The sequence below is a fragment of the Streptomyces sp. GQ60 genome (assembly GCF_059758875.1).
This window is the reverse complement of sequence record NZ_JCAXEG010000002.1, coordinates 240,037-265,548: the sequence shown is the minus strand read 5'-3', so window position 1 is coordinate 265,548 and position 25,512 is coordinate 240,037. Positions and strand designations below refer to the sequence as shown.

18 protein-coding genes and 1 pseudogene are annotated in these 25,512 nt (G+C 71.2%); 9 read left to right on the top strand and 10 right to left on the bottom strand.

The genetic code is table 11. From position 1 onward, the window contains the following. The first annotated feature begins 35 nt into the window (after window positions 1-35). From AC6CKD_RS06235 to AC6CKD_RS06215, 5 genes are all read left to right on the top strand, one after another. The gene (locus tag AC6CKD_RS06235) at window positions 36-1,343 is read left to right on the top strand and encodes an ABC transporter substrate-binding protein (protein WP_498325711.1); all 1,308 of its coding nucleotides are present in this window, start codon (window positions 36-38) and stop codon (window positions 1,341-1,343) included. A 227-nt stretch (window positions 1,344-1,570) separates the two neighbouring features. Further along, entirely contained in the window at window positions 1,571-2,431 is an 861-nt protein-coding gene (locus AC6CKD_RS06230; protein ID WP_498326269.1) for a carbohydrate ABC transporter permease, read from the top strand. 221 nt (window positions 2,432-2,652) lie between these two features. Continuing rightward, window positions 2,653-3,423, top strand: coding sequence for a carbohydrate ABC transporter permease (locus AC6CKD_RS06225; protein ID WP_498326268.1), 771 nt, complete (start codon window positions 2,653-2,655; stop codon window positions 3,421-3,423). Between the two features lie 59 nt (window positions 3,424-3,482). After that, complete coding sequence (locus AC6CKD_RS06220) at window positions 3,483-4,460, top strand: hydroxyacid dehydrogenase (RefSeq protein WP_498326267.1); 978 nt, start codon at window positions 3,483-3,485, stop codon at window positions 4,458-4,460. Between the two features lie 100 nt (window positions 4,461-4,560). Next, window positions 4,561-5,763: an alpha-L-fucosidase gene (locus tag AC6CKD_RS06215; RefSeq protein ID WP_498325710.1), complete on the top strand. Its 1,203-nt coding sequence runs from the start codon at window positions 4,561-4,563 to the stop codon at window positions 5,761-5,763. Here the strand turns inward: AC6CKD_RS06215 and AC6CKD_RS06210 are convergent. The 5 genes from AC6CKD_RS06210 to AC6CKD_RS06190 all read right to left on the bottom strand — a co-directional run bounded on the left by AC6CKD_RS06210 (window position 5,756) and on the right by AC6CKD_RS06190 (window position 11,170). Beyond that, entirely contained in the window at window positions 5,756-6,838 is a 1,083-nt protein-coding gene (locus AC6CKD_RS06210; protein ID WP_498325709.1) for a TolB family protein, read from the bottom strand. The two genes, AC6CKD_RS06215 and AC6CKD_RS06210, sit on opposite strands and share 8 nt — an antisense overlap. Before the next feature lie 12 nt (window positions 6,839-6,850). Then, window positions 6,851-8,176, bottom strand: coding sequence for an MFS transporter (locus AC6CKD_RS06205; protein WP_498325708.1), 1,326 nt, complete (start codon window positions 8,174-8,176; stop codon window positions 6,851-6,853). Continuing rightward, the gene (locus tag AC6CKD_RS06200) at window positions 8,176-9,522 is read right to left on the bottom strand and encodes a discoidin domain-containing protein (protein ID WP_498325707.1); all 1,347 of its coding nucleotides are present in this window, start codon (window positions 9,520-9,522) and stop codon (window positions 8,176-8,178) included. Before AC6CKD_RS06200 ends, AC6CKD_RS06205 begins: the two co-directional genes overlap by 1 nt. Before the next feature lie 230 nt (window positions 9,523-9,752). Continuing rightward, the gene (locus AC6CKD_RS06195; RefSeq protein ID WP_498325705.1) at window positions 9,753-10,481 is read right to left on the bottom strand and encodes a hypothetical protein; all 729 of its coding nucleotides are present in this window, start codon (window positions 10,479-10,481) and stop codon (window positions 9,753-9,755) included. Window positions 10,482-10,600: 119 nt separating this feature from the next. Next, window positions 10,601-11,170, bottom strand: coding sequence for a DinB family protein (locus AC6CKD_RS06190; RefSeq protein WP_498325704.1), 570 nt, complete (start codon window positions 11,168-11,170; stop codon window positions 10,601-10,603). Between the two features lie 336 nt (window positions 11,171-11,506). Between AC6CKD_RS06190 and rox the strand changes: the two genes are divergently transcribed. Together rox and AC6CKD_RS06180 are read left to right on the top strand one after the other, a co-directional pair. After that, window positions 11,507-12,934 carry a rifampin monooxygenase gene (gene rox / locus AC6CKD_RS06185; protein WP_498326265.1) on the top strand — a complete coding sequence of 476 codons (1,428 nt, stop codon included), beginning with the start codon at window positions 11,507-11,509 and terminating at the stop codon, window positions 12,932-12,934. A 207-nt stretch (window positions 12,935-13,141) separates the two neighbouring features. Further along, a pseudogene (locus tag AC6CKD_RS06180) lies at window positions 13,142-13,498 on the top strand (pyridoxamine 5'-phosphate oxidase family protein); the annotation flags it as partial. Between the two features lie 394 nt (window positions 13,499-13,892). On the opposite strand, the gene AC6CKD_RS06175 reads toward AC6CKD_RS06180, so the two are convergent. The 5 genes from AC6CKD_RS06175 to AC6CKD_RS06155 form a co-directional block, all read right to left on the bottom strand. Next, on the bottom strand, window positions 13,893-15,407 hold the full coding sequence (locus AC6CKD_RS06175; RefSeq protein ID WP_498325703.1) for a non-reducing end alpha-L-arabinofuranosidase family hydrolase: 1,515 nt from the start codon (window positions 15,405-15,407) through the stop codon (window positions 13,893-13,895). Between the two features lie 427 nt (window positions 15,408-15,834). Continuing rightward, a complete protein-coding gene (locus tag AC6CKD_RS06170) occupies window positions 15,835-16,848 on the bottom strand; it encodes a hypothetical protein (RefSeq protein ID WP_498325701.1) in 1,014 nt (337 codons plus the stop codon). 260 nt (window positions 16,849-17,108) lie between these two features. Further along, window positions 17,109-17,807 carry a hypothetical protein gene (locus AC6CKD_RS06165; RefSeq protein ID WP_498325699.1) on the bottom strand — a complete coding sequence of 233 codons (699 nt, stop codon included), beginning with the start codon at window positions 17,805-17,807 and terminating at the stop codon, window positions 17,109-17,111. 667 nt (window positions 17,808-18,474) lie between these two features. Continuing rightward, window positions 18,475-18,918: a hypothetical protein gene (locus AC6CKD_RS06160; RefSeq protein ID WP_498325698.1), complete on the bottom strand. Its 444-nt coding sequence runs from the start codon at window positions 18,916-18,918 to the stop codon at window positions 18,475-18,477. 247 nt (window positions 18,919-19,165) lie between these two features. After that, window positions 19,166-20,569, bottom strand: a complete 1,404-nt coding sequence (locus AC6CKD_RS06155) for an SMI1/KNR4 family protein (protein WP_498325696.1) — start codon at window positions 20,567-20,569, stop codon at window positions 19,166-19,168. A 276-nt stretch (window positions 20,570-20,845) separates the two neighbouring features. On the opposite strand from AC6CKD_RS06155, the gene AC6CKD_RS06150 reads away from it, so the two are divergent. Next, entirely contained in the window at window positions 20,846-24,409 is a 3,564-nt protein-coding gene (locus AC6CKD_RS06150) for a DNA polymerase III subunit alpha (protein ID WP_498325695.1), read from the top strand. Beyond that, window positions 24,406-25,482 carry a DNA polymerase Y family protein gene (locus AC6CKD_RS06145; protein ID WP_498325694.1) on the top strand — a complete coding sequence of 359 codons (1,077 nt, stop codon included), beginning with the start codon at window positions 24,406-24,408 and terminating at the stop codon, window positions 25,480-25,482. Before AC6CKD_RS06150 ends, AC6CKD_RS06145 begins: the two co-directional genes overlap by 4 nt. Window positions 25,483-25,512 lie beyond the last annotated feature (30 nt).

The following is a 25,512-nucleotide window of genomic DNA, read 5'->3' as shown; positions in this document are numbered from 1 at the left end:
GCCGCATCGACGGCTCGCATCTGAGGAGCAGAGCAGTGAAGCTCACTTCCCGTACCTCCCGCGCCGCCCTCGCCACGCTCTCGCTGGCCTTGTTCGCCACTGCCTGTGGTGGGAGCGAGGGCACCGCGCCGAAGGCCGACGCCCCCAAAGAGCCGGTCAACCTGACCTACTGGGGCTGGACCGGCGGTGCCCAGCAGGTGGTGGACGCCTTCAACGCGTCCCACCCGAACATCAAGGTCACGTTCTCGGCCATCACCGGCGGACCGGACGGGTACGCCAAGATCAGCAACGCGATCAAGGCCGGGAACGCTCCCGACGTCGCGGGCATCGAGTACCCGACCCTGCCGGAGTTCGTCAGCCAGGGCTTCCTGGCGGACATCACCGGCCCGGCCGGCGCCGCGGTGAAGGAGAAGTTCCCCCAGGGCGTCCAGGACCGGGTGACCCTCGGCGGCAAGACCTGGGCCGTGCCGTACGACGCCACGCCCAACCTCCTCTACTACCGCAAGGACCTCTTCAAGAACGCGGGCGTCGAAGTCCCCAAGACCTGGGACGAGTACAAGACGGCCGCCGAGAAGATCAAGGCCGCCGACAAGAACGTGCGCATAGGCGGCTGGGGCAACGACGACGCGCCCCTGCTGGCGGCGCTCTCCTGGCAGGCCGGTGCCAAGTGGTACGGCACCGAGGGTGGTGCCTGGAAGGTCAACATCAACGACGCGTCCTCGCAGAAGGTGGCCTCGTACTGGCAGGGCCTGGTCAAGGACGACCTGGTGATGAACCTGAAGATCAACGGCCCGGAGTTCGCGAAGGCCAAGGCCGACGGAGTCTTGGCCAGCTTCATCGGCGCCTCGTGGAGCGCCGGCGGCACGATGACGTCCCTGGCCAAGGACTCGGGCAAGTGGGGCGTCGCCCCGCTGCCGCACTGGGGCACCCCGGCCACCGGCATGTTCGGCGGCACCAGCTACGCCGTCACCAAGGGCAGCAAGCACGTCAAGGAGGCGGCCGAGTTCGCCACCTGGGCGGCCACCAGCCCCGAAGGGGTCAAGGCCCGCCTCAGCAGCCTGAAGGCGCCGAGCAGCAGCCTGCCCGCCAACCCCGAACTGCGCACGATCGCCGCCGCGGCCTTCGACGACAAGGGCTTCTTCGGCGGCGACGACGTCTACAAGATCGCCGGCGCGCAGGTCGACACCATCGTCCCGGGCTGGGTCTGGGGCCCGGTGCAGACCGCGACCAACACCGCCATCCAGGACGCCGGGAACAAGGGCACCCTGACCGACGGACTCGCCGCCGGTCAGACGGCCGCCGAGGAGGCCATCAAGGGCCGGGGGCTCAACCTCGCGAAGTAGGCGCCGCGCGGGGCCCGAAGCCCTCCCGGCACCCGGGCACCCGCTCCCCGGCACCCGGGCCCCGCTCCCCGTCCCCCCTCGCCCGGCCCCTTCCTCCTCGCCTCCCTCGCCCCTCAGCCCCCCGTCCTTCCTCCGTAGCGCACCACCAAGGAGATCCGGTGGCAGCACCACTCACTCGTCCAGCGCGCGGCGCCGCGCCCGTACGCCGGCCAGGCCAGGGCAGGGCGGTGCTCGTCTTCCTCGGCCCGTTCTTCCTGCTCTTCGCCGCGGTCCTGATCCTGCCCGTCGTCTACGCGCTCTGGATGAGCTTCTTCACCGAGCGCTCCTCCGGTCTCGGATTCGGCGGCACCGAACGGGTCTTCAGCGGCTTCGGGAACTACGCCAAGGCGCTCGGCGACCACGGCTTCACCTCCTCCTTCCTGCACGTGGCCGCGTACTGCGCCATCTACATCCCCGTGATGATCGGCGCGGCGCTCGCCCTGGCGCTGCTCGTCGATTCGGCCGCGGCCAAGGCCAAGCGCCTCGTCCAGTTCGCCGTTTTCATGCCGCACGCGGTGCCCGGACTGATCGCGGCGATCATCTGGATCTACCTGTACACCCCCGGCCTGAGCCCGGTCCTGGAGTGGATCGAAGCGGCGGGCGGGCAGTGGGACTTCTTCGCTCCCGGCAGCGTCCTGCCCTCGATGGTGAACATCGCCGCCTGGCAGTGGATCGGCTACAACATGATCATCTTCTTCGCCGCACTGCAGGCCGTGCCCCGCGAGGTCATCGAAGCGGGCGTCATGGACGGTGCCGGTGAACTGCGCATCGCCCTGCAGATCAAGCTGCCGATGATCCGCTCGGCCGTCTTCCTCACCCTCCTCTTCACCTGTGTCGGCGTCGTCCAGATCTTCAGCGAGCCGATGCTCCTCTCGCAGCGGTCCGGCTCGATGGGCTCCGACTGGTCTCCGATGATGTTCATCTACAAGGCGGCCTTCGAGCGGCACGACTACGGTCTCGCCTCCTCCGCCTCGCTCCTGATGGCCCTCGTGGCCGGCACCCTCTCCTACGTCGTCACCCGGATCGCAAAGCGAGGTGGCTCGTCATGAGCATCCGTACGGTCCCCTCGGCCCCGTCCGGGGCCGCCCCCGGCAGCGAGCCGGCGGCCGCGCACGGAACGGCCCCCGGATCCGCAACCCGATCCGAAACCGGATCCGCACCCGTCCGGAAGGACGCCGGAAAGCAGGCCAAGCGGCCGCGCCGGGGTGCCGCGACGGCCTCCAAGGTGGCCGTCAACGGCGTGCTCCTGGTGGCGGTCCTCTACACCTTGATGCCGCTGACCTGGCTGCTGATCGCCGCGACGAAGAACCACGCCGACCTCTTCGGGACGGCCGGCTTCGGCTTCGGCGAGTTCCACCTCCTCGACAATCTCCGGGCCGTCTTCACGTACGACGACGGCATCTTCGGCCGCTGGCTGTTCAACAGCCTCCTCTACTCCGTCATCGGATCGCTGGCCTCCTCGCTGATCAGCGTCGCGGCCGGATACTGCTTCGACAAGTACGAGTTCCGGGGCAAGGGCCCGCTCTTCGGCCTCATCCTGATCGGCACCCTGGTCCCGGGCGTCGTCATCACGCTCCCGCAGTACCTGCTCGCCTCCGAGACGGGAATCGTCAACACGTACTGGGCGATCCTCATCCCCGCGCTCGTGAACCCCTTCGGCGTGTACCTGGCCCGGGTCTTCTCCGAGGGCTACGTACCCGGTGAGGTCATCGAGGCCGCCCGCATCGACGGGGCGAGCGAGATGCGCGTGTTCCGGTCGGTCTCCCTGCCGATGCTCATGCCCGGCTTCATGACCCTCTTCCTCTTCTCCTTCACCGCGAGCTGGAACAACTTCTTCGGCCCGCTGGTCATGCTCAACGACCACCACCTGTACCCCGCGGTGCTCGGCATCTACAACTGGAACCAACTCGTCGTGCAGAACCCGGAGTTGTATTCACTTGCGATCACCGGATCCCTGGTGGCCGTCGTCCCGCTCGCCCTCGCCTTCCTCGGTCTCCAGCGGTTCTGGCGCTCCGGCCTCTCGGCGGGAGCGGTCAAGTGACGGATCCCGACCCGACGCGCCAGCCCGCCGGGCCCCGCAAGCCCCGGACCCTCCTCGCCATGGACCGGGAGACGATGGCGGCCCTGCTGGACGGGCCCGCCCTGGCCCGGCTCGGCGCCACCGCGCTCCTGGACCCCGGCCTCCTGGTGACCGACTTCGCCGCGGCCGACCCCGCGCGGCTGCGCGAAGCCGAGGTCCTGCTCACCGGCTGGGGCTGCCCGCCCCTCACCGAGCAGGCCCTCGACCTCCTCCCGTCCCTGCGCGCGGTGGTGCACACCGCCGGCACCGTGAAGGGGCTGATGACGGAAGCGGCCTGGCGGCGCGGGCTGTCCGTCACCAGCGCGGCCGAGGCCAACGCCCAGCCCGTCGCCGAGTTCACCGTCGCCGCGATCGTCTTCGCCAACAAGCGCGTCCTCACCACCGCCCGGGCCTACCGGGAGGCCCGCACGCAGCTCAACCCGCTCACGCTGTACCCCGGAATCGGCAACTACGGCAGGACCGTCGGCATCGTCGGCGCCTCGCGCATCGGCCGCCGGGTCATCGAACTGCTGCGCTCCTACGATGCCCACGTGCTGGTCCACGACCCGTACCTGGACGGGGACGAAGCGAGGACCCTGGGGGTCGAGCCCGTCCACCTGGACGAACTGATGGGCCGCAGCGACGTGGTGACCGTGCACGCGCCGCAGACCCCCGAGACCCGTCACCTGCTCGACGCCCGCCGCCTCGCCCTCATGCGCGACGGGGCGACGCTCGTGAACACGGCGCGCGGGACACTGGTCGACACCGAGGCGCTCACCGCGGAGCTGGTCTCCGGCCGCCTGCACGCCGTACTCGACGTCACCCACCCCGACGTACTGCCGGCCGGATCGCCGCTCTACGACCTCCCGAACGTGCTGCTCACCCCGCACATCGCCGGATCCCTGGGCAACGAACTCGGACGTCTCGCGGCCTGCGCCGCCGAGGAGTTGGAGCGGTACGCCCGAGGACTCCCCTTCGCCTACGCCGTCCACCCGGCGAGCCTGGCCCACTCGGCCTGAGCGCCCGCCGCCCGATCCCGAAAGCCCGCCCATGACACCCGGTCCCTCAAGTCCCCTCGCCGGTCCCGCCCGGCCCGCCGGCCCGGCCACGACCCCGCTCGTGCCCACGCCGGGGCAACTCGCCTGGCAGGAAGCCGGATTCGGGATCTTCCTGCACTTCGGCATCAACACCTTCAACGGCGTCGAGTGGAGCGACGGGACCCTGGACCCGGCCACCTTCCGGCCCGCGCGGCTCGACGCGCGCCAGTGGGTCCGTACCGCCGTCGAGGCCGGAGCGAAGTACGTCGTGCTGACCGCCAAGCACCACGACGGCTTCTGCCTCTGGCCGACCGAAACCACCGCCTACTCCGTGGCGTCTTCGCCCTGGAAGGACGGAGCGGGCGATGTGGTCGCCGAACTGGCCGGGGCCTGCGGGGAGGCGGGCCTCGGCCTCGGGCTCTATCTCTCGCCCTGGGACCGCAACGCGGACTGCTACGGGGAGCCCGCCGAGTACGACTCCTTCTACCTCCGCCAGCTCACCGAACTCTGCACCCTGTACGGTCCGTTGTGCGAGCTGTGGTTCGACGGGGCGGGCTCCGAGGGGCGCACGTACGACTGGGACGCGGTCATGGCCGTCATCGACCGGCACCAGCCGGACGCCATGGTCTTCAACATGGGCCGCCCGACGATCCGCTGGGTCGGAAACGAGGAGGGGCTCGCCGCCGATCCCTGCCGCTACGTCACGCACTCCACGGGCATCAGCCTGTACGACGACGGGCAGGCCGAGCTCGACTCGGCCGCCTACCTGCCGCCCGAATGCGATGTCCCCCTCCGCGCCGACTGGTTCTGGCAGCCCGGGAACCTCGGGACCCTCAAGAGCCGCGAGGACCTGCTGGAGATCTGGTACTCCTCGGTGGGGCTGGGCGCTGGCCTGCTCCTGGGCGTCCCGCCCGACCGGCGCGGTCTGATCGACGACGCTGACCGAGACCGACTCCTCGCGTTCACCGCGGAGTTGGAGCGGCGACTCGGCGATCCGCACCCGGCCGTCCTCGCGGCCGACGGGCACGATCTCCTCGCGGACTTCGGCGGGCCGGTCCGCGTGGACCACGTGCAACTGCGCGAGGACCTCACCCGGGGCCAGCGCGTGGAGGGCCACGAGGTCTGGGCGGACGGACGGTTGATCGCCTCCGGCCACTCGGTGGGGGTCCGGCGCGTCCACCGTGTGGAGCCCCTCACCGTGCGGGAACTGCGGATCCGGCTGACCGGGGCGGGTGCCCGGCTGGCCTCGGTGACGGCGGCCGGACCGCGGCCGGATGTCAGCTGATCGGCCGGCTCCGGCTGTCGGCCGCGCCCGCCGCCGACGCCGGACCGTCCGCCACCGCCACCGGTGACGACCCGCCCGCGACGGACAACCGGGGTGCTCCGGTGCCGTCCGCGGGGACGGTCCAGACGTCGCTCGCGCGTCCGTCCGCGCCCGGCAGGGCGTAGGCGATCGTCCCGTCGTCCGTCCAGGCCGCCTGGTCGTCCACGCCGCGGGTCTCGGCGAGCGGGGTCTCGGCCATCGTCCGCAGGTCGAGGACGTACAGCCGCCAGGGTGCGGCGGGGTCGTCGGACACCTTCTTCTTGAAGGCGATCCGGGTGTTGTCGGGAGACAGGGAGGGGCATTCGACGTTCTCCCGCAGCGTCCGCGCCGACCAATCGGTCATGTTCCCCTCGACGAGGTGCGTACGCCCCTTGGTGGAGACGGTCGCGTAGAAGCGGCTGTCGTCCCGGGCGAAGCTCACGCCCCAGTAGTTGACGTCGGGGGAGTGGTAGCGGACTCCGCCCATGGTGAGGGGGATCTCCTCCAGGGACTTCACCAGGTACCCCGTGCGCAGGTCGAGGACGGCCGTCCGGGTGGAGAAGCCGGTGGTGGAGTACGAGTCCCCGGCGGCGAACACCGTCCAGGCGAGCATCTGTCCGGACGCGGACACCCGGGCCCGGGTCGGAACCCCCGGCACCGTCGTCCGGCTCACTTCGCGCAGTTGCCGGTCCAGGACGACGGCGTACGTCTTCGCCGGCACCCCCGGCTCGGCGCGCAGGCAGAGGGCGGTTCCCCCGGCGGTGTGGAACCGGTCGCAGACGGGACCGCCCGCGGTGCGGGCGACGCCGCCCGCCGTGGCGGCCAGGGGCTGGTGCGCCACCCGTCCCGTGGCCGTGTCCCGGAAGTACAGGGCGGGACCGCCGAGGGTGAAGGAGGCCTCGGCGCCGCCCCGCTGGCCGGCCGGCCGCTGTCCCGCGTGCAGGGCGTACCCGGCGGCGGAGCCCGCCAGGAGGATGACCGCGGCGGCCGTGACGGCGGTACGGGCCCGGGTGCCGAGCCGGCGTGCGGGCGCCGGCCCGGTGGGCTGCGTGGTCATGAGGGGCTCCTCTCACTGGTGGGGGATTGCGCCGGCTCCGCGGGGGGCGGCCGGGGCGGGCGGATCGCTCGGCGCGCCCGGTGCGCCCGGCGCATCCGGATCACGCGGCAGCAGCGCCCAGCCGCCCGCCAGCGCGGCGAGCAGCACCGCGGTGGCCCCCCACAGCGCGGGCTGCGCCCCCCACACCGTCCACGCGGCGCCGAAGCCCGCCGTGGCGAGCATCCGGGCCAGGGCCTGGCCGGTCTGGAGCACGGCCAGGCCGCCCGCTCGGCCTCCGGCGGGCAGCACCGGCCCGGCGAGGGCCATCAACACCCCGTCGGTCGCCGCGTAGAACACCCCGAGCAGGGCGAGGACGGCCGCGACGAGGAGCGGGGCCGGCCCGCCGGCCGGGACGAGCAGGACGAGGTAGGCGCCGAGCAGGGCGAGGTGTCCGTACAGGAACGGCAGCCGGCGCCCCACCCGGTCGGCGATCCGGCCCACCGGGACGGCCAGGAGCAGGTAGCCCGCGGCCGCGCCGAGCGGCAGCAGCGGGAACCAGCCCGGGTCCAGACCCAGTCGGCGCTGGAGCAGGAGGTAGACGAAGGCGTCGCCGATGGTGGCGCCGCCGAGCAGGGCGGCGGCCCAGAGGATCCGCCGGAAGGCGGGGTCGCGCAGCGCCCCGAAGGCCTTCCCCCGGGGCGGAGCCGGCCCGGGCGTCGTTGCCGGGCGGTGCCGGCCGGGAACGTAGAGGACCAGGATCAGCACGCCGAGCAGACCGGTGCAGAAGCTGGCGACGAACACCGCGTCGTACGCGCCGGCGGTCGCCCAGAGCAGGGCGAAGGCGGCGAGCGGGCCGAGCAGGGCGCCGGTGGTGTCCATGGCCCGGTGGACGCCGAAGGACCGGCCGAGCTCTTCGGGACGGCTGTTGAGGGTGATCAGGGCGTCGCGGGGGGCCGTACGGATGCCCTTGCCGACCCGGTCGGCGGCCAGGGCCGCCGCGATCCCGCCGGTGGCTCCGCCCGCGAGCAGCAGGCCGAGCCGGGAGCAGGCCGAGATGGCGTAGCCGATCCCCGCGACGTGCTTGTACCGGTGGCCGCGGTCGGCGACGTGCCCGCCGAGCAGCCGTACGACGGCGCCGGCCGCCCCCATCAGCCCGTCCAGGAAGCCGAACTGGAGAGGCGAGAGGCCGAGTCCGAGAACCAGGTAGAGCGGCAGGACCGCGCTGACCATCTCGGAGGAGACATCGGTGACGAGGCTGACCGTACCGAGCGCCAGGACGGCGGCGGGGACGCGCCGGCCCGCCCCCGTGGTGGGGGGCGGGGCCGGAGCGGCCCGGCGGCCTGTGGTGGCCAGGTACATCAGTGGCAGGTGTACTTCGGGCTGGTGTCCTTGGTCGTCCCGTCGGTGCCGACGTAGCTCCAGCTGTAGCCGGAATCGTTGAAGTCCAGCTTCAGGACCCCGTATTCACCGCTGATCCGCTTCTGGCTGTTGGGCTGGACGTCCTCGATGGCGTAGGGCTCGGCACCGCCCGTGCCGCCCACGATCTCGGTGATCCCGTCGGCGGTGGCCCTCCCGCTCGGGTCCTGCGGGGCGAACCGCTCGTAGTGGTGGTCGTGTCCGCCCAGTACGAGGTCGGCCTTGGCGCCGTACAGGATGTTCCAGACCGGCTTGCTCACAGGGTCGTTGCCGTGCCCGCCGGAGGAGTAGAGCGGGTGGTGCCAGTAGGCGGCGATGCAGCCCTTGGTGTTCGCTGCGAGGTCGGCCTTGAGCCAGTCGATCTGGGCCTGCTGGTCGAAGGAGTTGGAGTCGAGGGCGATGAAGTGCCAATTGCCCTCGTTGAAGCTGTAGTAGCTCTTGCCCTGGGGGTAGGCGACGGCCCCGAAGTACGCCTTGTAGCCGGCGAGGGGGCCGGCCGGGTCGTAGGTCTCGTGGTTGCCGGGCACCGGGCGGGTCTTGTCCTTGAACGCGCCCCAGGAAGTGTCGTAGTAGGACCGGTAGTCGGAGAGCCGGGCGTCGTCGTACTGGTTGTCGCCCATCGTCAGATAGAACTTCGGGTTGATCTTCTGGGCCTGAGCGGCGGTCTTGGGGTGGACGCAGTCGCTGTCCGAGGCGGTGCACTGGGCGGCGATGTCACCCGCGGCGACCACGGTGAAGGCGCCGGTCGGCGGGGGCGTCCCGTCGAGGGTGCCGTACACCTCGACCTCGTACAGGGAGTACCCGTAGGAGGTGCCGCGGGCGGTTCCGTAGACGCGCAGGTAGCGCCCCTTGCCGGAGAGGCCGGTCCATTCGTCGCTACCGCCGTTGCCGGCCGTCTCGTTGGCGAGCCGGGTCCAGGTGGTGCCGTCGGGGGAGATCTCGACCCGGTACGCCTTGGCGTACGCGACCTCCCACCTCAGCAGCACCCGCGTGACGTTGGCGTTCGCGCCGAGGTCGACGCGGATCCACTGCGGGTCCTTCCCCTCGACGCTGGCCCACCGGGTGGCGGAGTTGCCGTCGAAGGCGTTCTGCGGACCGAGCCCCGACGTCTCGTTGGAGGAAGACGTGGCGGGCTTGCCGCGCGAGATGAGCGGGTCGGCGGCGGCGCCGGCCCGCTCGGGATAGGCGAGCAACAGGCCGCCTACGAGGAGGAGTACGGCGGCGATGACCACGCCGACCGTCCGGCGTGATGCGGAAGCATGAGGCGTGCTTGGGGTGTTCAGGCGCATTCCTGACTCCCTGGCCTGGTGGGTGGCGAGAGCTGGCACCGGTACGAGACGACCCCCTGCCCCCACCCGGGTGCGGGCAGGGGCGGGCGTGGTCACAGCGGCCGGGTCAGAGCTCTCGCTGAGCGCGTCATGCCCGAAAGGGGAACGGGAACGGGCACCGCGCCGAGCCGCCGAAGCGGGATGCTAGCAAACAGGAAACTTTCCTACCAGTCATTCGCCGGCACGGGCGCTCACGAAATCGCGTACCACTGGCTGGCCCAGCCGGTGTTGATCGTGCTGGTGGACTGCTCGGCGAGGTTCACGGTGGCCGGGAGCGAGGTCTGACCGGTCAGGATGGTGCTGTAGCGGAGGCTCGGCGGGTTCAGACCCGCGTTCACCGAGATCCCGGCGCCCGTGGCCTTGAGGGTGAGGGCGTTCGTGGCCCAGCTGCCGTTGAGGAGGAGGGCGACGAAGTAGGTGCCGGGGGCGGCGGTGAAGGGCTTGGCGAGGGGGAACGGCTTGGCTATCGCCTCGGTCATCAGCTGCGGGGAGACGTCCGTGGTGGACGCGACCAGGGTGCCCTTGGCGTCGTACACGCCGAGGTAGCAGTTGGACAGTTGGGCGTTCGGGTCGATACCGGCCAGCCCCAGCCAGATGTTGGACCAGGTGAGCTGCTCGCGCAGCACCATCCGGACCAGGGTGACCCGCCCGCCGACCCCGGCCGCGGACTGGGCGGTGACGTGCCCGGCGTCGTTCGGATCCCCGGTCCAGGCCAGCAGGTTCTGGTCCTGCGGCCGGGGCTCGTCGTGCCCGGCGCCGCCCGGCACCGGCGCGGCGGATGCCGGTGCCGACAGGGAGGCGCCGGCCCCTGCCCCCTTGCCGGACGCGCCCCCACCGGACGCCGAGCAGCCGGACAGGACGAGGGCCGCCGCGAGCATGGCGGCGAGGCCGGCCGAGGCGGTGGTGGTACGGGTGCGCATGGTCCCCCCATGAGGTGCTGATGTGCGAAGGAAGCCATGGTCACACGGGCTGCGCCCGCTCCGGTAAGGGGCCCCTTCCGCTTCCCTCCGCTCCCCGGCGCCCTGTCACTGCCCCACCCTCACTGCCCCACCCTCCCGTCGACGCATTCGCGCAACAGGTCGGCGTGCCCGCAGTGACGCGCGTACTCCTCGATCCGGTGCACCATCAGCTCGCGCACCGCGATCCGGTCCTTCCCCAGCCGCTCGCCCAGATCCGGATGCAGGGCCAGCGCGGCGTCGGTCGCACCCTGCTCGCGCTCCAGATCGGCGTACGCGTCGTCGACGACGGCCTGCTCGGCGACGGCTCCGTCGAAGTCCCCGTCGCGCTTGCCGTACAGCTTCGGCAGCGGATCACCGTCGGTGATCCAGTTGTGCCAGTCCCGTTCCACCTCGGCGAGGTGCCGCACCAGACCGAGCAACGACATCGTCGAGGGAGGGACCGAACGGCGGGCGAGCTGCTCAGGATCCAGGCCCTCGCACTTCATCCGCAGGGTCAGGCGGTAGTCCGCGAGGAATTCCCGCAGCGTCGCGAGCTCGCCCTCGGCGGTGCTCTCTCCGCTGTTACGGGGGTCGTCGTCCGGGTCCGCCCACATGTCCGGGTACACCGTCGACTGGGTCCAGCGCTCGCCCTGATCACTCATGCGTTCCATGATCGGCCGTGGAGGGCCGGGCTCGCCAGCAGGTTTCTTCCGGAATGCACAAAGGCAAGGAGGTGTCGTCCGCACTCCTTGCCACTCTCAACTTATAGCGCACCGGGGGGCTTGCGGCAAGACCCCGGTGGTGACGCAGAATCACTGGCCGAAGGCAGAACCTGCGGAGATGGTGATTGCGTGACGACTGAAGTGCCCAAAGCGACCGAGGTGGTTGAAGTGACCGGCCCGACTGACGCGACCGACCTCGCGGCCGTGACGGCCGTGACGGACCTGAGGGATGGGGCAGCCGTGACGGAGATGACCGACGTGACCGACGTGACCGACGTGACCGACGTGGTCGACGTGGTCGTCGTCGGCGGCGGACCGACCGGTTTGATGCTGGCCGCCGAGTTGCGCCTGCACGGCGTCCGCGTGGTCGTGGTGGAGAAGCTGACCGAGCCGACCGGAGAGTCCCGCGGTCAGGGCCTGCACACGCGCAGCGTCGAGCTGATGGATCAGCGCGGCCTGCTCGACCGATTCCTCGCCGCCAGCGAGAAGTTCCAGGTCGGCGGCCTGTTCGGCGGCATCATGAAGCCGTGGCCGGAGCGGCTCGACACGGCGCACCCGTACGGCCTCGCCATCCCGCAGCCGCTCACCGAGCGACTGCTGGGCGAGCACGCCCTTGAAGTCGGCACCGAGATCCGGCGCGGCTGCGAAGCGGTCGGCCTGAGCCAGGACGCGGACGGGGTGACCGTCGAGCTGGCGGACGGAACGCGCCTGCGTTCGCGCTACCTCGTCGGATGCGACGGCGGCCGCAGCGCCGTGCGCAAACTGATCGGCGTCGGCTTCCCCGGCGAGCCCGCCACGGTCGAGACCTTGCTGGGCGACATGGAGGTGACCGAGGATCCGGCGACGATCGCCGCCGTCGTCGCGGAGGTGCGCAGGACCCAGCTCCGCTTCGGCGTCAGCGCGGGCGAGAACGGGTCGTGCCGCATCGTCGTACCCGCCGACGGCGTGTCCGAGGACCGTACGGCCGCGCCGACCCTGGAGGAGTTCAAGCAGCAGCTGCGGACCTTCGCCGGTACCGACTTCGGCGTGCACTCGCCGCGCTGGCTGTCCCGCTTCGGCGACGCCACCCGGCAGGCCGAGCGCTACCGGGTCGGCCGGGTGCTGCTGGCCGGCGACGCGGCGCACATCCACCCGCCGACCGGCGGACAGGGGCTCAACCTCGGTGTGCAGGACGCCTTCAACCTCGGCTGGAAGCTAGCCGCCGCTGTCAACGGCTGGGCGCCCGAAGACCTCCTCGACACCTACCACGCCGAACGCCACCCGGTGGGCGCCGCCGTACTGGACAACACCCGGGCACAGATCACGCTGTTGGGGACCGACGCCGGTCCCACCGCGCTGCGGGAACTGTTCGCGAAGCTGATGGACTTCGAGGAGGTGAACCGGTACGTGACCGGGATGATCACCGCGGTCGACGTCGGCTACGACTTCGGAGAAGGCCACGAACTGCTCGGCCGCAGGCTGCGGGACGTGGAGCTGAAGCAGGGGCGCCTCTACACGCTGATGCACACCGGCCGCGGACTCCTGATCGACCAGACCGGCCGGCTGTCCGTCTCCGGGTGGGCCGACCGGATCGACCACGTCGTCGACGTCAGCGAGGAGCTGGAAGCGCCCGCCGTGCTGCTGCGCCCGGACGGCCACGTGGCCTGGGCGGGCGAGGACCAGCACGACCTCGACGCCCACCTGCCGAGGTGGTTCGGCGCCGCCACGGCCTGAGCGCGACCCGGGCGAGGGCGGGTGACGGCGCCGGTCGGGTGAGGACGGCCTCGCTGCGCGCGAGGCCGCTCCCGCCCGGCGGCCGGCTACGCGATCGGGCCGAGGTCTCCCTCGAGGACGGTCCGGAGGATCGGAGGCCGGGCGAGACCGGACACATCGACGCCCAGGCTCTGGAATGCCCAGCCGCATAAGGGAGTTGACCACGGCATGACCCAGAATGCAGGCCCCCGCTCCCTGTCCGACGAAGCCCTCTCCGAACTGCTGAGCACTCAGCAGTTCGGCACTCTCGCCACCAACAAGAGCAGTGGCCATCCCCATCTCACCACCATGCTGTACAGCTGGGACGCTGAAGCGCGGATCGTGCGGTTCTCCACCACCGCCGACCGCGTCAAGGTCCGGCAACTCCGGCAGGACCCACGCGCGGCCGTACACGTTCCGGGCGGCGACGTGTGGTCGTTCGCCGTGGTGGAGGGGGAGGCCGAGGTCTCAGAGGTCACGACCACGCCGGGGGACGCGACCGGGCGAGAACTGCTCGCGATGGTGCCGGGGGCCGCGAAGCCGCAGGCCGCCGGCCGCCCGGCAGCCTGATCGCGTGGACCCCCTGGTCGGCCGGTACGGCCACCTACGCGCTCACCGAGCGCCGCTGCGCGGATTCGGAGTGGTGCGCCTCGGCCAAGCCGCGCCCGCCGCACGACCGCAGCCACGCGCCCTGTCGACCCGGAGGCGGGCCGACCGTGCGGTCGCCGCTCAACACCGGCGACTTCGCCGGCTCGGCCCCGGCGTACCACGAGGCCGCCACCATCCGGGTCCTCCGCGTGCACGGGCGGGCTCGGCCTTGTACCGAGCCCGCCCGTCCGACTCCACCTCTTCCTGACCGCTCGCTGTGACGCGCACCCGGTTCGGCGTACGTCGATGCCCGCGAACCTCAGGAACACCGGGGCCTGCGTCGCGCCACCGGCTAGCGCTGCAGTGTCAGTACCCCCGGCCGGTACGGCAGGAGGCCGTAGTCCATGCCGTCGGTGCTGGGGTCGCGCCCCTGGTAGAGGAACTGCAGATTGCAAGGGTCAATGGTCTTGGTCTGGTCGGGGTTGGTGCGAACCACGTCGCCGTGGCTGATGTCCCTGGTCCAGGTGGTGGCGCCACTGTTGGCCATGCCGGCGAAGGGGTTGCTCACGGTGTCGGCCTGCGGTGTCCACGTGCCGTCCAGGCTGGTGGCGGTGAACGAACGGAAGAAGCGGCCGTTGCTGCCCCCCTGTGCCTCGACGATCATGAGGTAGCGGTTCTGGCCCTGGACCTTGTAGACCTCCGGCGCCTCGAACAGGTTGGCCGCCGTGTCGCTCATGATCTTCGTGGATGACGAACCGAAGCTGCTCGGGAAGTTGCCGATGGGCATGCCGGCGCGGTAGATGCCGCCGTGGTCGTCGGCGAAGAACATGTACATGTTCGTGTCGTCGCCGACGAGGGTCACGTCGAGGGGGCCTCCGTCCGGGAGCGGGAGGGTGCCCGTGAACAGCTCCTGCTGCGCGGACCAGCCGTTGGGGTTGGTGGGGTCGCTCGAGGTGCGGTAGGAGAAGGTGTACGGCCAGCCCCCGTTGTAGGCGAGCACCCAGAGGTTCTTCGGGGCGAAGTAGAACAGCGTCGGCGCGATGCCGTCGAAGGGCAGCGTGTTCTGGGTGGCGGTGGCCATGTCGGACCAGTTCGTGAAGGGGCTGAAGCTCGTCAATCCCCAACGCCCCTCCTTACCGGCGAGGGTGTTGTGCGTCGTGGCGTAGACGAGGTGCTGGCCGTTGTGCTTCACGGCGGTGAAGTCCTTGAGCGCGACCCACCCCGGCTTCGGGTTCGCCAGCGGGCCGGTCGATGTCCAGCGGTACGTCGACGGAAGAGCGCACGTGCCGCCGCCGACGTCGGCGACGGGAACGAGTTGCCACTGCTGGTTGCTGCCGCCCCAGTCGGCGTACTGGACGATCTTGCCGCCGTCGGCGGTGGAGGCGCCCTGGACCTCAAGGGCCTTGCCGCTGTGGCGGTTCAGGAGGCGGACGTAGCCGTCGGCGGAGTCGGCGAGACGGAACTGCTGGTTGGTCGCGTTGAGGTCGCTCCACTGGACGACGTCGGCGCCGTCGGCCGAGGACCAGCCGTAGTCGTCCAGGACCTTGCCGGAGTTGCGGTTCTGCAGCCGGTAGTAGCCGCTGCCGGAGTCCAGGAAGCGCCACTGCTGGGCTTCGTTGCCGGACCGGGCCCACTGGACGACGGGCGAGCCGTCGGCCGTGGCGAAGTTGTAGTCGTCCAGCGCCTTGCCGCTGTTGCGGTTCACCAGCACGTACCACTTGCCGGTGTCGACCGAGGCGGCCGAGGCCACCGACGGGTTCACCATCGTCAGGAAGCCGGCCACGAAGACCATCGAGAGCAGGGCGGCCACCCGTGACCGCCATCCCCGCCGTGTCGAGGTTCGTGGAGCTGTACCGAGAACGTTCATCTGCACCCTCCTGGGGGCGACTTGGGTGGGGGCCGGTCCTTCTCGGTGCGTGCGGACCGGGCACGGCACGGCACGTCCGAGGCGGCGGCAAGACGCGACCCCTGCGGTGTGGGGGTACCGGGCTTCCGACATGTTGTTAGCGCTAACAACTTGAAAGTCGAACATCCGATGTGTCGCAGGGAGAAGACCACGGGACACGAGAGGTCGTCAAGTGTCGTGCCGTAACCCGTCTGTTACTGAGACATCATCAGAATCCCGTCCTGTCCGAGTTGTTGACAAGATTCTGATGTGAGCGCTCACATCGCTTTGGAGCGGGCGGCGGTGGTGGACGAGCCGGCCGAGACCCGGATCGACTTGTCGATGAAGGCGAGCTGCCAAAGCCTGAGGCTTGGTCAGCGTGGGCTCAGGCCTTCAGGTGTCCGAGGGATCAGCGGCACGGTTGCCGCCTCTCGTGGGGAGGGGTCGGTACGGCGGGGCGCGTTGGTGTGGACGGCTGCGGAGCGCGGGACCAACGGACGGGGTCGCCGTCGGGGCCGCCGGTGAGCCAGGAACCGTCGCCCAGGAGCACCAGCTCGTACGGGTTGCCCACCTCGACGGCGAGTTCGCCGCTGAGCGTGCCCGTGCGAACGTCGACCAAGTGGTGGCGGAACCACTCCTCCTCGTCCTGGCTCTCACCGCCCAGGGTGACGATGGCCGTGTCCTCGGTCAGGTAGCCGCCGCTCCATTCCACGAAGGACTCCTCGGGGTCGTACCCGAAGGCTTCGACGGGGAGGGTGAAGAGCACGTCCCCGTGGGGGTGGTCGTGGAAGGCGACGTCCGCCTGTCCGTGGTCTACGGTCATGAACTGCTGCCCGGACGGAGCGAGGTCGATCAGGCAGCGGTCCGGCCACGGGTACGTCACGAACTCCGGCTCGCTGTCCGCCCCGGCGATACCCCGGAGAATGACGGAGCCGTCCTGGCCCTCACCGATGTTGAGGTAGATGCTGCCGTCCACGGGATGCACGTGGTGGAAGGCGCCGTGCCCGACCGTCTCCAGCTCCCGGCGGGCGAGAACCACACCGCTGTCGGCGTCGTGCACGACCCACTGGTCCCCGCCCCCGCGTCCCGCCATCGCATCCGGCCGGTAGACCCAGACCGTGCGGCCGTCCAGAGACAGCGCACAGTCAGGTCGGTGGCCATGGCGTACGTCGGAATGCGGCTCGAAGGCCGAGGTCCAGATGAGGTCACCGGCACGCGTGAGGCAGACGACGCTGTTCAGCGTCGTGTACACGACCCGCTCCAGATCATGCCGGACCACCGACACTACGACCTCGTCGTCATCCCGCGGCTGGAACACCGCTGCGGGCTCCAGCGTCCCGTAGACGCCGACGTCCACGACGTAGGCGTGGATCCGCCCGTCGCGGAGACGCGTGATGACCTTCGGTGGCGGCTCAGGAATCATCCGCCGAGGCTAACGCCCAGGTGAGGCCGCTCAAGATCCGGGGCGGTGTGCGCCAGAGCAGGGTGCGCGCGGGCCGGCTAGCTGCAACGCTCAGGTGCCACCTACGACGCTGAAGGGCCAAGCAGAAGGTCCCGACGGCTCTTCCGTGATGGCTACACCAGGAGCAACATCGACCGTGCGCGCTAATCCCCCAGTCGCGCACCAGTAGTAGGTGCTGGGACGTGTCTGAAGTTTCCCGCGAGCGAATCCCGGACGCCTTGTCAAAGGCCCTTTGCATCCTTGCGGGGGTCGCTGGCCGAGATCTGCTCGACGAAGCGCCCCACTTGGTCCTCGACGGGTTCCTGCGCGGATACCTGCATATTGTGCCAGCGGAACGCCGTGCCCTTCCCAGACCGGTCGGTCATGAAGTGCATGACCACTTGCGCAAACGGATCCCGCTGTCGAACTCCGATGCCGTGTGGAAGCGGCTGGCAGTCCCACCGCTCGTACCAGTCGGCGTCGGCGATCCGCTGGGCCAGCAGGCGGGCGGCGGTGTCCACGGGCTCCTCCCAGCTGTGGTCCGCCACGAGCCGGGCCAGTTCGGCGTCGTACTGCGCGGTGTCGAAGTGGATCTCGGGTGGGACCGGGACCCGGTTGTCGTTGGTGTTCTCCCAGTTCGTCCACTCGACAAGGCCACCGCGGCGTTGGATGGTGACGAATACTCCACCGCAGCAACCGGTGTCGCAGTCGTTGTTCGACAACTCGACCCGGTGAGGGTCGTCGGCGGCCCACAGTGGCCACGTTGCTGGTGCGCCGAGCCACTTCTCCTGGTAGCAGCTCGAATCGCCGTCCGGGTGGATCTCCTCCAGCACGTCGCGGCCGTCGATGAACGGGCGTATGCCCGCCCCCTTCTTGATCGCCTTCGGATGCGGAAGGGCAGGACGAAGGGCGAGCACACTCACCGGCGAAAACTGTTCCATAGCCCCCATGATCCTCGATGCTCGGAGGCGACCGAGGAAGATGAGGGCTCTGAGCAGAGCGAATGAGGGGTGTAGCCGAGGCGAGCACCTCGCGGTAGAGCTGCATCGAGCTGGTGCAGCCCGTATGGAAGCCGCGCTGCACGTGCTCCATGAATGGGTCCAGGACACCGTGGCCTCGATCCTGCGCCGAGGCGAGAAGTCCTGCCAGTTCCTTGTTGCGGTAGCGCCGGACCGTCTGGCGGTCCAGCCGCAGTCGGCGGACGATGGCGTTGAGCGGCAGGCTGGTGGTGGCAAGCTCATTGACCTCCGCGTGGCGCTGTCGGATCCGGTCAAGGAGCGGAGTCTCCGGTGTGGCCAACGGTGGGCTCGCATCAGTTTCAACTGGCCGTCGGAGGCAGACGCGGTGCCGGTGGCAGGTCTTCTCCACCGCCGTGGAGAGGTTCTGGAGGAGGTGCCGGCGATCTGCCACCTCCAGCGCCTCCGGGGCGGCCTATCTGATGGCCTGGGCAAATGCCTGGTACGGGCGGAGCGGTCAACTCTCCCAGGATGGATGTCCGCCGGCCGGAGAGCCGCAACTTTGCGCAGAGGCGTGCGCCCTGGCGGCCGCCGGTGCGACGCTCAGTTGCAGGCGGTGTGACCGATGCTCGGCCGCGGCGGTGCAGGATCCTCAGTACTTGATCTCTTTGGCTTCGTACCCTTCAAGCCCCGTCGTGACGAGGGCGGGTACGAGGGCGTGCAGGTACCAGGCGAGGTCGGTGAACTCCGGTGCCGCCGGGATGCGTCGACGGTCGATCGTGGGCACGAAGGAGACCTCAACGCGACCGGGCATGAGCATGAGCATCCCGCCCGTCCCGGCCTCCGGATGGTAGACGTCGACTGCCACGGTGTACGGCAGGTTGCCGGGCGCGTCCAGACGCGCCAGCACCTCGTCGATGTCTTCGGGGGAGCTGGCGGACCACTCGTACACGTCATCCGCGTCGTTGATCATGTAGGTGACGCTTCCGACGGGAACCTCCACGGACCAGCCCACCCCGGTCAAAGCATCCAGAACCGCGCGGACGGTGGTCGGACGAGAGAACGTGAAGTCGATGTCGGCGTCTCTGGATCCCACGGAACCTCCGGCAGTGTGACGTAGCCCCACATGCTCGCCCGTGGAACGCAAGGACGTCGATCCATTTTCCGCCACACCCAGGCCTCGACCAGGCCCGTCCTGGCGTTGGCCCCAACAGCTGCCTCCGGCCCCTCCGGCCAACTACGGTGCACAGCGGGAAGACCCCGTTCGGGGCTGACAGCGGTCCCCTGGTCGGATGGCCGGCGGCCGAGGTACGTCCTTGCGACGAGTCGCTTGCCCTCGCCGACTACGCCAACGGTCCGAGATCTCCGTCGAGGACCGTCTGGATGATCTGAGGCCGGTCCCAAAGGGCCAGGATCTCGTTCGCGATGGCCACGATCGGCAGGGGGTCCTGATTGCCATGCACCTCGATTGCTGCGGCCGACAGGCTGCGCGGTACAGCGCCGGCGTCCAGGAGGACCCTCCACTCTTCTGGGCCAAGCTCCAGAAACTCCAACCCGGTGAGCTTGGTGATCTCCAACGGGTCGGCCAGGGTGCCGGGGTAAGCGGCGAGGGTGCGCAGGCGGGGCAGCCCGGTGACGGGGGCGAGGCTGAGTGGCGCATCGTCCCACACGCCGATGGACAGGGCCTCCAGGCCAGGGTGCGCGGCGGCCTGGATGCTGGGCAGGCTTGCGATGTTGACCCTGGCCACGGCAGGTGGCCGCTGCTCTCGGGGTTCGCTGGGCTCCGCGCCGAGCCGGCCAAGCACCAGGTCGGTGAGGGAGTCGGCAACGAGCGCGGCGCCGACACTCTCCTCGTGGGAAAGCATGATGACTTGGCCCGTGTGTCCGCGGGGGCCGGGTGTCAGATCGACGGCCAACCGGTCTCCGCCGCCGTTGTCGCCGAAGGCGATCCAGCCGGGCGAGCCGACGAGGCCCTGCACCATGGAGTCGGGCCGGGTGACTACCGCCTCCATCGCCGCGAACTCCCAGCGACAGTGACGCGATGCCGCGTCGGCGACGTACAAGCTTTCGAGATCGAACAGCTCGCACCCGACCGCTGCGCACTCGCTTATCGCTGCCTCGTAGTCGTCACCCAGGTCCTCCCACCGTGCCCGTGTTACCCGGTAGAGGACCTTGAGCTCGTCGGGCAGCACGACACCCAGGCGCGATTCGGCGGCGGAGATCTCTTCCTCCGTCGCACCGATGGCGTGCGGCAAACGTTCACGCAGCGTCCGCTCCAGCAACTCCAGGTCCGCCGAAGGGGCCGGCGCTGCCCTGGGAGCCGGTTCAGGGAGACGGCGCCAGGGCTCGGGGAGAGAGCCCTCGACCAGGATGAGCGCCCCAGGGTGCGGGGTACCTATGCCGGGTTCGACGGCGGGGCTGGGACCCAGCAGGCGGAGCACGGTCTTCCCGGTCGGATGTATCTCCGCCGTGAACGAGACGTCGTCGACCCCAGCGGCCGCAAGCGCGCTCTGCACCCGCTCCACCGCGTCGAGCTCCTCCCGCATGTCCTCCACTTGAGCGGCCCGGCCGGGCGGCGGCATCCGTCGCGTGAGAGCCGGACTCCAGCCCCCTCGCCCTATACGCCCTGCCACTCGAACGGACCTGGCAACGTGCCCCCGCGCCTGTTCGGCCAGAAGGAGCCGCAGCACCGGCTCCCAGGTCGCAAAGTCGCCTATCGATGCCGTGGAGAGCCTCTGATCAACCATGCGCAGACCGTATGCGGGACCGCTGACATCAGAAGGCACCGGCCCCACATGCCGGGACAGGCAGGCCACTGAACGTCACCGAGCAGTCCGTGCCAACCAGCGTGCACACGTCGGGCCAACTATGGCTCTCAAAGGCCAACCAGAGCGCTCGGTCACAGGAGCCTCGTCACGGCCGGGGTGTTCGGGGGAGTCGCGTTGTTCGAATTACGTTCGATACGCTGGCTGTATCTGGTCAGGGTGGCTGGAAAGGGGTGGTCGGTCGATCGGAGGTGGCCCATGGGCGTCGGTGCGCACCTCCATGCCGCGAGTGGCTACTCGGCCCGGTACGGCGCCTCGGACCCCTCTGACCTGGTGAAACGGGCTGCGGAGCGGGGTGTCGGGACGCTCGCGCTCACTGACCGCGACACTGTCGCGGGAGTGGTCCGCTTCGCGAAGGCGGCTGCCGGGGCGGGGGTCCGTCCGGTCTTCGGGGTCGACGTCGCCGTCGCCCCCGCCCCCGGACCCGGCGGCGGCCGCGTCGCCCCCGCCGGGGTCCGGCCGCGGACGCCCGTGCGGGGTGGTGCGTACGTCTCCGAGCCGGCCCTGCGGGTCACCCTCCTCGCGCGGGACGCGGACGGATGGGCCCGGCTGTGCCGCCTGGTCTCCGCCGCGCATGCGGGTGGCGCCGAGGGGGGTGCGGCGGCCGCAGCCGAAGCGGCCGCAGCCCACGCCGCACCCGCACCCGCCCCGCCCGTAGTGTCCTGGCCCGTCCTGGAGCGCTACGCGGACCAGGGACTGGTGGTCATGCTCGGCCCGGTGTCCGAGCCCGTGCGGGCCCTCGCGGCCGGCCGGCCCGATCTGGCCGAGCGGCTCCTCGCCCCGTGGCGGGAGATCGTAGGCCCGGGCCTGCGGCTGGAAGTGCTCTGGTACGGGCTCCCCGGCACCGGGCCGGGCTCGCTGCGCCTGGCCGCCCGCACCCTGGGGCTGGCCGACCGGCTCGGCATCCCCGCGGTCCTCACCAACGCCGTCCGCTACGCCGACCCCGCCCAGCACCGCATCGCCGACGTACTGGACTCCGCCCGGCTGCTGCGCCCCATCGACCGCCGCCGCCTGGACTGCGGCGAGCGCTGGCTGAAGGGGCCGGAGGAGATGGCGTACGCCGCCGGGCGGATCGCCGCGGCCACCGGCCCGGGCGCCGGCTCGGGCGTCGCCTCGGACCCCGCCCGGGCGGCGGAGCTGCTCGCGGAGACCATGCGTACGGCGGAGCTGTGCGCCGTCGACCCGGTGGCCGACCTCGGCATCGGCATCGGCTCCACCCCCGCGCGGCCCAGTTTCCCCGAGCCGGAATCGGTGGGCGCCGGACCCGGACCGGACGAGGCCACGGCCCTGCTGCGCCGGCGCTGCGCGGAGGGGATGTTCGCGCGCGGCCTGGACCGTGACCCGCAGGCGGTCCGGCGGCTGGAGTACGAGCTCGGCGTGATCGGGAAGATGGGGTTCGAGTCCTACTTCCTGGCGGTCGCCCAGGTCGTCACGGACATCCGGGCCATGGGCATCCGGGTCGCCGCCCGCGGCTCCGGCGCGGGCAGCATGGTCAACCACGCCCTCTTCATCGCCACCGCCAACCCCCTCGAACACCACCTGCTCTTCGAGCGCTTCCTCAGCGTCCGCCGCCGCTCGCTCCCCGACATCGACCTCGACGTGGAGTCGGCCCGCCGTCTGGAGGTCTACGACCGGATCATCGACCGGTTCGGCACGGAGCGCGTGGCCGTCGCCGCGATGCCGGAGACCTACCGGGCCCGCCATGCCCTGCGCGACACGGGCCTCGCCCTCGGCCTGCCCCCGCAGACCGTGGACCGGATCGCGAAGTCCTTCCCGCACATCCGGGCCTGCGACATCCGCGACGCCCTCGCCGAGCTCCCCGAGCTCAAGGAACTCGCCGCCGAGGCCGCCTCGTACGGCCCGCTGTGGGAACTCGCCGAGGGGCTGGACGCCCTGCCGCGCGGGTACGCCATGCACCCGTGCGGAGTGATCCTCTCCGACGCCGCCCTCCTGGACCGGCTGCCGGTGCAGCCCACCCCGGGCGGGCGGTACCCGATGGTCCAGGCCGACAAGGAAGACGTGGAAGACCTCGGGCTCGTGAAGCTCGACGTGCTGGGGGTGCGGATGCAGTCGGCGATGGCGCACGCCGTCGCGGAGATCCGCCGCACCACCGGCCGGCAGCTCGACCTCGACAACCCCGACCACGTTCCCCTCGGCGACCCGGACGCGTTCGAGCTGATCCGGAACTCTGCCACCGTGGGGATGTTCCAGCTGGAGTCGCCGGGCCAGCAGGACCTCGTCGGCCGCCTCCAGCCGCGCGGGGTCCAGGACGTCATCGCCGACATCAGCCTGTTCCGCCCGGGCCCGGTCAAGGGCGGCATGCCCGCCCTCTACATCGCCGCCCGCCACGGGGCCGCCCCCCACTACCCCCACCCCGACCTCGAACCCGTCCTCGCCGACACCTACGGCGTGACGATCTGGCACGAGCAGATCATCGACATCTTCGCCGTGATGACCGGCTGCGACCGGGCGCTGGGCGAGATCGCGCGCCGCGCCCTCGCCGACCGCGACCGGCTGCCCCGGGTGGAGGCGTGGTTCAGGCAGCGGGCGGGCGCCCGCGGCTACGGCCGGGAGGTGCTCGACGAGGTGTGGGAGATCGTCGCCGCGTTCGGGGCGTACGGATTCTGCCGCGCGCACGCCGTCGCCTTCGCCGTGCCCGCCCTCCAGTCGGCCTGGCTCAAGGCCCATCACCCCGCTGCCCTCTACGCCGGGCTGCTGGAGCACGATCCCGGGATGTGGCCCGCCCGGGTGATCGTCTCCGACGCCCGCCGCCACGGCGTGCCCGTGCTTCCCGTGGACATCAACCGCTCCGCGCCCGACCACCGCGTCGAGCGGACGGCGGACGGGGCCTGGGCGGTACGGCTCTCGCTGTCGACGGTGAAGGGAATCGGCGCCGAGGAAGTGGCCCGCATCGACGCCGGCCGGCCCTACGCCTCGCTGCAGGAGTTCTGGGAGCGGGCCCGCCCCGCGCTCCCGACCGCCGAGCGCCTGATCCGGATCGGCGCCCTCGACTCCCTGCGCGGCCGCCTCACCCGCCGCGACCTCCTCCTCCAGGTCTCCGAGCTCCACCGCCACACCCGGGGGCGCGCGGTCGACGGGCAGCTCGCCCTCGGCGGCGCACTCGTCACCGCCGCAGCGTCGGGGCTGCCGGAGATGACCAGCCGCGAAGCGCTCGACGCGGAGATCCAGATCCTGTCCATCGACGTCTCCCAGCACCTGATGGAGCACCACCACCGGCTGCTCCGCGAGATCGGCGCCGTCGACTCCGCGCACCTGGGCGCGATGCGCCCCGGGCAGCGGGTCCTGGTCGCCGGAGTCCGCGCCTCGACGCAGACACCGCCGATCCCGTCGGGCAAGAGGGTCATCTTCGTGACCCTGGAAGACGGCCGGGGATTCGTGGACATCGCGTTCTTCGAGGACAGCCACGACGCCTGCGCCCACACGGTCTTCCACTCCGGGCTGCTCCTAGTCCGCGGCACCGTCGAGGCCCGCGGGCCGCGCCGCACCGTGGTCGGCCAGATGGTCTGGAACCTCGAGGAGATCGCGGCCGCCCGCCGCGACCAAGGCCCCGAAGCCGCCCTCGCCCTGCTCGGCCGCGCCGATCCGGCCCCCACGCCGGCCCAGGGCGCCACCCCGGCGCGAACCCTCGCCAACGGCACCAGCGGAGCGCGCCTCCACCCGTACGCGGACCTCCAGCCCGCGGGCACCCGCGCCGCCGACCTCAAGTCCCTCGGCTACATCAGCCCCGGCTCGGCGGGGTGATCACCACGCAGCAGATCCTCCACGCCCAGTTCCACTTCCCCCACGGGGACGGCCCCGGCACGGTACCGGGTACGGACACCAGCGCGGGCCCCGGTACGGGTCCCGGCGCCGGCCCGGACTCCGCGACCGCCACCGCCACCAGCCTCTACGCCCAACTCCTCGACATGGCCGCCGACATCACCCCCCGGGTCCAGCCGGTCCCGCCCGACGCCGCCCACCTCGACATCACCGGAGCCCTGCGCTACTGGCAGCGCGACGCCGAGGCCGTGGCGGCCGTCCTGCGGATGCGGACCGTCGGACTCCACGGTGTGCGGACGACCTGCGCCATCGCGCCCAACCGCATGCTCGCCACCATGACGGCCGCCCTCACCCCCCTCGGCGCCACCACCGTGCTCACCGAGGGGGAGGTCACCGCCTGGCTGCGCCCCCGGCCCGTCGCCGCGCTCTACGGAGTCGGCCCCGCCACCGCCGCCACCCTGGCCGCGTACGGGCTGCACACGATCGGGGACCTCGCCGACGCGCCCCTGCCCACCCTGACCAGGATCTTCGGCTCGGCCATGGGCCGGGCGCTGCACGCCCACGCCCAGGGCGAGGACCTCCGTCCGGTCGAGGCCCGTCCCGTCCCCAAGTCCCTGGCCACCCACCACTCCTTCGAGGCCGACTGCCTGGACACGGACCGGCACCGCGGGGCCCTCCTCGGCCTGGCCCACCGGCTCGGTGCCCGGCTCCGCGACGAGGAACAGGTGGCCGCCGGCCTCACCCTCACCGTCCGCTACGCCGACCGCACCACGACCACCCGCACCCGCACCCTGGCCGAACCCACCCACCACACCGGCCCCCTCACCGGCGCCGCCTACGAGCTCTACGGTCTCCTCGGCCTCCAACGGGCCCGCGTACGCTCCCTCGACCTCCGTGCCGAAGCCCTGCGCCCCGCCTCCGAGGCCCTGCGCCAGCTCAGCCTCGATCCGGCCGACGACCGCGCCCTGGCCGTCGAGGCGGCCGCCGACCGCGCCCGAGCCCGCTACGGACCCGATGCGGTCAAACCGGCGACCCTCGCCGCCCGCGAGCCGTAGCCCCGCGCCCGTCGGCTTGGAGCAAGCGCC